Source organism: Bacillus glycinifermentans, from assembly GCF_001042475.2.
GTDB classification, from domain to species: domain Bacteria; phylum Bacillota; class Bacilli; order Bacillales; family Bacillaceae; genus Bacillus; species Bacillus glycinifermentans.
Genome location: NZ_LECW02000038.1, coordinates 1 through 5,264, shown reverse-complemented (window position 1 = coordinate 5,264; position 5,264 = coordinate 1). Strand labels below are relative to the sequence as shown.

Annotated in this window: 6 protein-coding genes; all 6 read right to left on the bottom strand. The window is 42.0% G+C overall.

Going from position 1 to position 5,264, the window contains the following annotated elements; translation table 11 throughout:
- Positions 1-659, bottom strand: a 659-nt coding sequence (locus tag AB447_RS19070) for a phage major capsid protein (RefSeq protein ID WP_241494787.1), incomplete at its 3' end; no start/stop codon positions are given.
- Positions 660-698: 39 nt separating this feature from the next.
- Positions 699-1,424 carry a head maturation protease, ClpP-related gene (locus AB447_RS19065; RefSeq protein WP_232517627.1) on the bottom strand — a complete coding sequence of 242 codons (726 nt, stop codon included), beginning with the start codon at positions 1,422-1,424 and terminating at the stop codon, positions 699-701.
- A complete protein-coding gene (locus AB447_RS19060) occupies positions 1,375-2,685 on the bottom strand; it encodes a phage portal protein (RefSeq protein ID WP_057957705.1) in 1,311 nt (436 codons plus the stop codon). The genes AB447_RS19065 and AB447_RS19060 overlap by 50 nt, the downstream gene beginning before the upstream one ends.
- Complete coding sequence (locus AB447_RS19055; RefSeq protein WP_048353720.1) at positions 2,686-2,877, bottom strand: DUF1056 family protein; 192 nt, start codon at positions 2,875-2,877, stop codon at positions 2,686-2,688.
- 11 nt (positions 2,878-2,888) lie between these two features.
- Positions 2,889-4,598, bottom strand: coding sequence for a terminase large subunit (locus tag AB447_RS19050; RefSeq protein ID WP_057957704.1), 1,710 nt, complete (start codon positions 4,596-4,598; stop codon positions 2,889-2,891).
- Complete coding sequence (locus tag AB447_RS19045) at positions 4,595-5,110, bottom strand: phage terminase small subunit P27 family (RefSeq protein ID WP_025807612.1); 516 nt, start codon at positions 5,108-5,110, stop codon at positions 4,595-4,597. The genes AB447_RS19050 and AB447_RS19045 overlap by 4 nt, the downstream gene beginning before the upstream one ends.
- Between the last annotated feature and the right edge of the window lie 154 nt (positions 5,111-5,264).

Genomic DNA, 5,264 nt, shown 5'->3' with positions numbered 1-5,264 from the left:
GCATAGTCTTTAATGCTATATTTAATGTTTTCAAATTTAGGGTTCTCTAATTCTTCAATATCCGCTAATTCCTCAAGATTTACTAACGGGGTGATATCCGCAAGTTTTTCAAGAACCCTTGACCCTTTGTTTGTTGATACCGGAATGACATCGACGAGATTTGCCAGCGTATCAAATTGACGTCGTTTTTCATTTATTTTCGTGGAGATATCCTGCGGTACAATAAGCCCGCCATCCTCGTCCACACCTTCTTTCATTGCGGCAAGAGGTTGCGGTACTTTGCCGGTTCTAAGAGCAGATGCGAAAAGTTGAACATGGTTTTTTACATCTGTTTTGGCGATATCATCCGTTGGCTGTTGCGAGTTCTTTGCCTCTGGATCTTGCTGCGACTCTTCCTGTGCATATGAAACCTGCATGTTTCGTAAATCCTCATATGTCTGAATTTGATCTTTAATTTGCTGAGCTTCTGCAAGTAGTTTTTTGGCTTCATCAAGTTTTCCCTCATCGGTCAATGCTTCAATGTCTGTACGTTTTTCCGCCAAGGTTTGGCGCAACTCCCGTTCTTTTTTAGACATTCCGCCCCCGGCGAAAAATTGAATATCAAGTTTCAGTAGTTTTTTCTGCTTCAAAAGGCTTTTTTGTTTCGATAGCTTTTTCAAATGCTCGTCCTCCTTAAAAATGGCATAAAAAAAGAACCCTTAAAGATTTAAGAGTTCAAGTTTCATAGTGATCTTTTGTTTTAATAATTCATCCGGGGCTGTTTCTCCAGCTCGACTTTCTGCAGCAGATTGAGCAACAATTTTGCCTGGAACATGTTTAAAATGTGCCAGCACCTGATGATCAATGCAGGCTGCTACATCCTTTGATTCTGAAACTATATCGATCAAGCCATAATTTAAAGCTTCATCGGCGGTGAGCCAGGTTTCCTCATCTAGCAGCTGGCGTAAAGTCCCGTCGTCCAGTTTGTCTCCTGCTTTCGCAAGATATGTGGAAACGATACTTTCAGTAATCTTGTCCAGATCATCGGCTGCCTTCCGGAATTCCGCGGCATTCCCGACCATCCCCATGTATGGGTTGTGAATCATCATCATGGCGTTACTTGGCATCGTAATTTTATTGCCGGCCATTGCAATGACGGAAGCGATACTCCCGGCCAGCGCATCCACATAGACATTGATTTTGGCTTTATGACGCTGGAGCATCGAATGAATAGCCTGCCCCTCGAAAACATCTCCGCCTGGCGAATTGATGTACAAATCAATAGAGCTCACGTCCCCTAAACTTTTCAATTCAGACTGAAAGGCCTTGGACGAACTCTCGCTAAACCATCCTTCGCCGGTAATAGAACCGTAAAGCGTGATTTCAGCAGTCGAATCATTCAGAACCTTCATGTTCCAATACTTGTTTTTCTTCCTTTGTTCCATTGCCATCACCCCCTTTCAGTCGATCTGAAGACTGTTTCGTCTTGTTAAGCTGATATTCTTTCATAATTGAAAGGGGAACAAGATTTAAGTTTCCATAATGCTCATCGCCGATCTCTCCGATGCCTGTCATGTCCTCTTTTTGAAGAATAGTATTGACGCTAAAGGCGCCTACGCTTTGCATAGTTTTATAAAATTCAGCACGTGATTTACTGTCCCCACGGAGCTCAGATTCCAGGTTAAATTTAAAGTAATAGCCATTGTTTCGCTGATTCTCTGTCAAAATCTTATCGTTCAACTCTTGTTCGATATTTGTAACATATGGCTGCAATGTAGTTTTGACATAGTCTAGGGATTGCTGTTCAATATTTGAGAAAGTCGCCCGATCAAGTTCACCGATTTTATGCGGTGGCACCTTGTAAATAGATGCAATCTGTTGGCGATTCCATTTCATTGATTCAATAAATTGGGCATCTTTCATAGGCATGGTTACCTGTGAATAATCAAGCCCGGCGTCTAAAACTGCAATAGACTGCCCCGCATTCACCCGCTCCCAGTCTTCTCTAAGAATTTGTTTACTTTTTCGGTCTAAAAGGGTCGGCGCTTTAACAACACCGAACGGTGCACCGCCATTCTTGTAAAATTTCGCGTTGAATTTTGTGGCAGCTCTATTTGACCCTATATTGTCCCGAATAACTGAAATCGGAGTTTGCCCCACAATTCCGTCAAGAGACAGGTTTTTAAAATGCAGCACCTCTTCATAAAAAAACTCACGGTATCTGCCGTCAATCGTTGTGGAGTACCAAACACGTCCGTTATCAGGATCAATATTTGTGTTGGTTGCTTCCGGATCCAACGGTCTGATCCCCGTCACATTTCCGTCTTTATCAAAAAGTAAAAGGTTGTAGCTGTTTCCCCAAGTGCAAAGCCTTGTAACCAAAAGCCGCTTCCACACAAAGCTTGTCATATAGTCATTGACTTTGTTCAGAATAATATCGCTGACTTTATTTTGAACCTGTTGTATGTTGCCGTTTTTGTTCTGAAAAAGTTTGATCGGAAGTTTAGCAATATCATCCGCCAAAACAATCACACAGGCATATACATCCGGATGAAGAACGGCCGTTTTTGTTGATACCCTTTCACCAGATGCGCTTTCAGATCCAGCAAAAATATTTCTAAACCACGTAGCTGGATGAAGAAGGGATCCGCTATCCTCTTCAGCAATTTCATTTTTTATCCCGCTTTTTAAACGGCTTAATAGCATCTATTTCCCTCCCTCGTCCTTATTTTTTTGACGAACGAATCCTGCCAAACTGGCAAGAGAAAATAAAAAAACACCGGTTGCAATTAAACCCGCGTTTACGTTTATTCGGTATATGGCTATTGAAATGAATACCATGCCTGCAATAAGCAAAATATCTTCTAAAAATAACTGTAAGGCTTTTAAAACTTTCAAATTCTCACCCCCTACAGGCTGAAAGATCCAGACTGAATATAAGCGTTTAAGTCGATCGCTGTATCAATCTGAGAAGCCCGAACATGTGCATTAATAAGTGCAGCTGCCGGGTCAATCCGTTGTGTAGACTTGGACTTGTCCAGCATTATATTTTCCTGGGCATCCACTTTTGTAACTGCGTTCCCCATAGCCCAAGTCAGCAGATCGTTTTTATTATGGATGATCTTTTTCGCCTTCACTTTTTCTCGGAAGTCTTTCGTAGGCTCTGAAAGTGTGGCTACACCCTGCCGAATTTCAATCATCACATATCCGTCTGCTTCCATCTGTTGGGCAAACTGTGTGGCATTGTACGGATCGTAGGCTATTTCTTTTATCCGCCAGCCTTTTTCTTTCTCCATTTTTTTAATGTAGGTTCTGATATAGTCATAATCGACAACAGCGCCGTCGGTAACGGTTAGCCAGTTCTTTTTTCTCCACAGATCATAAGGTACGTTATCAGTCTTCATACGCTCATAGAAAGTATCTTCAGGCATAAAGCCGTGACTCTCAACAGCAAAGCTCCCATCATCCAATGGGAAAATAAACGAAACAGCTGTCAGGTCAATTCGTTTTGACAAGTCAATTCCAACATAGCATTCACGGCCGGATAGATCAGGGAACTGATCAGACCCGCAATCTTTCCAAGCCTGCATATCCATGTATCCACCGTCGCGCATATTAACCCAAACATTCATATTCTTGGTCAGGAAATCCCTCATCTTTTCAGGAACAGCCAGAGCCATTTCAAGACGATCTCGCAAATATTTTTTCCCAACTTCATGAGAAGCTAATATAGGATTAGCCTTTATCCAATTCCTTTCATCCTTTATGTCATCGTCTTTATCTATTTCGTTCACCATGACAAAATACTGTTCATTTGTCTCTACTTTGTTTGGATCGAGAAGACGTGAAACATAATCATACTCCACGCGATAGGCCGGATTGTTTAACTCGTGCCCCGCTGTCGTGATAATAACCATGATCGGCTGCGTTCTTGCGCCCATCCCCGACTCCAGGATATCGTAAATCTCTGACGTTTTATGAGCATGATATTCATCTATTATGCCGCATTGCGGGTTAAATCCGTCACCGGTCTTTCCTGCATCTTTAGATAAAGCTTTGATGGTTGAATTTGTTTTTGGGTGCTCAATGGTACTGTATGCTATCCTGTATTTTTGCTCAGGTTTGTTTAGAAGTTCGCACCCTTCTATTTGGGCTTTTATCTCCTTCCAACATATTTGAGCCTGCTCCGTCTTTGTTGCCCCTATATAAACTTCAGACATTTTCTCATTGTTTGCCATTGCTTCATAGGATGCAACACATGCTAGACTCTGAGTCTTTGCATTTTTACGGCCAACCTGCCAATACACTTTTGTAAAACGGCGGTATCCTGTATCTTTATGAATCCAGCCATAAACATTACCGAAAATAAAGATTTGAATACGATCTGGAACTATGTTTTCACCAGCTAATGGCCCTTTTGTATGTTTGAATTGCGTCATCCAGTAAAGAAAGCGACGGGCTTTTTCATCGTCAAACACGTAAGGAAACTCTCTTGTTCCTTCTCTTTTAATATCATTTAAAAACCGCTGACAAGCCCATATATGCTTTTCGCACGCAACAATCTCGCCCGATATCACATCGCGCGAGTAATCAATCATAAACTGTTTAATTGTATTCATACATTACTAAACTCCTTTTCTGCTAAAGTCTTCTCCCGTTCTTCCTGGGTTTTCGTGATCGCGAGCTTGGCGCGTGCAGACGGAGTGAGCCCAAAGTCATTTGCAGCCGATTTCATTTGATCGTAGAAATTTTTCTGCCGTTTCAGCAGAGGGTGCTCTTCTCCAACCAACTTGATCGGCTCTCCGTTTTCATCTTGACCCTCTGTATGAATCATGATGCCGTCTTCTTCAATAATTTTCGAAATAGAGATGTACTGAGAATACGCATTACAGTAGGCAGCCAACATGCTGATATCTGCCTCCGTGATGATTTCCACCTCAGATAAAAGAGCAGCAACCCGTTTAAATTCTTTTTTAGCCACCTTATCCAGCCAGGAAGGAGGTTTGATATTGTCAGCGCGCATTTTCATTTTTTGTTCGTGTTTAGCCCGCGCGGCCAGTTCTTCCGTATTCTTTTTATTCGGATTGCCCTGTATTAATTGAAGGGCCGCGGATTTTGCAGGTCTCGGCATGTTTTTCACCTCATTCCTTTTAAAAAATCGCAATTTTTCGCTTGTTTTTTTCACAAATCATGCTATGATGAAAGCAACAACAAAACCAGTCATATCAAGCCCTCTCGGCAAATCTGTCGAGAGGGTATTTTGCGTTTCGGGAACTTTGAAAAGC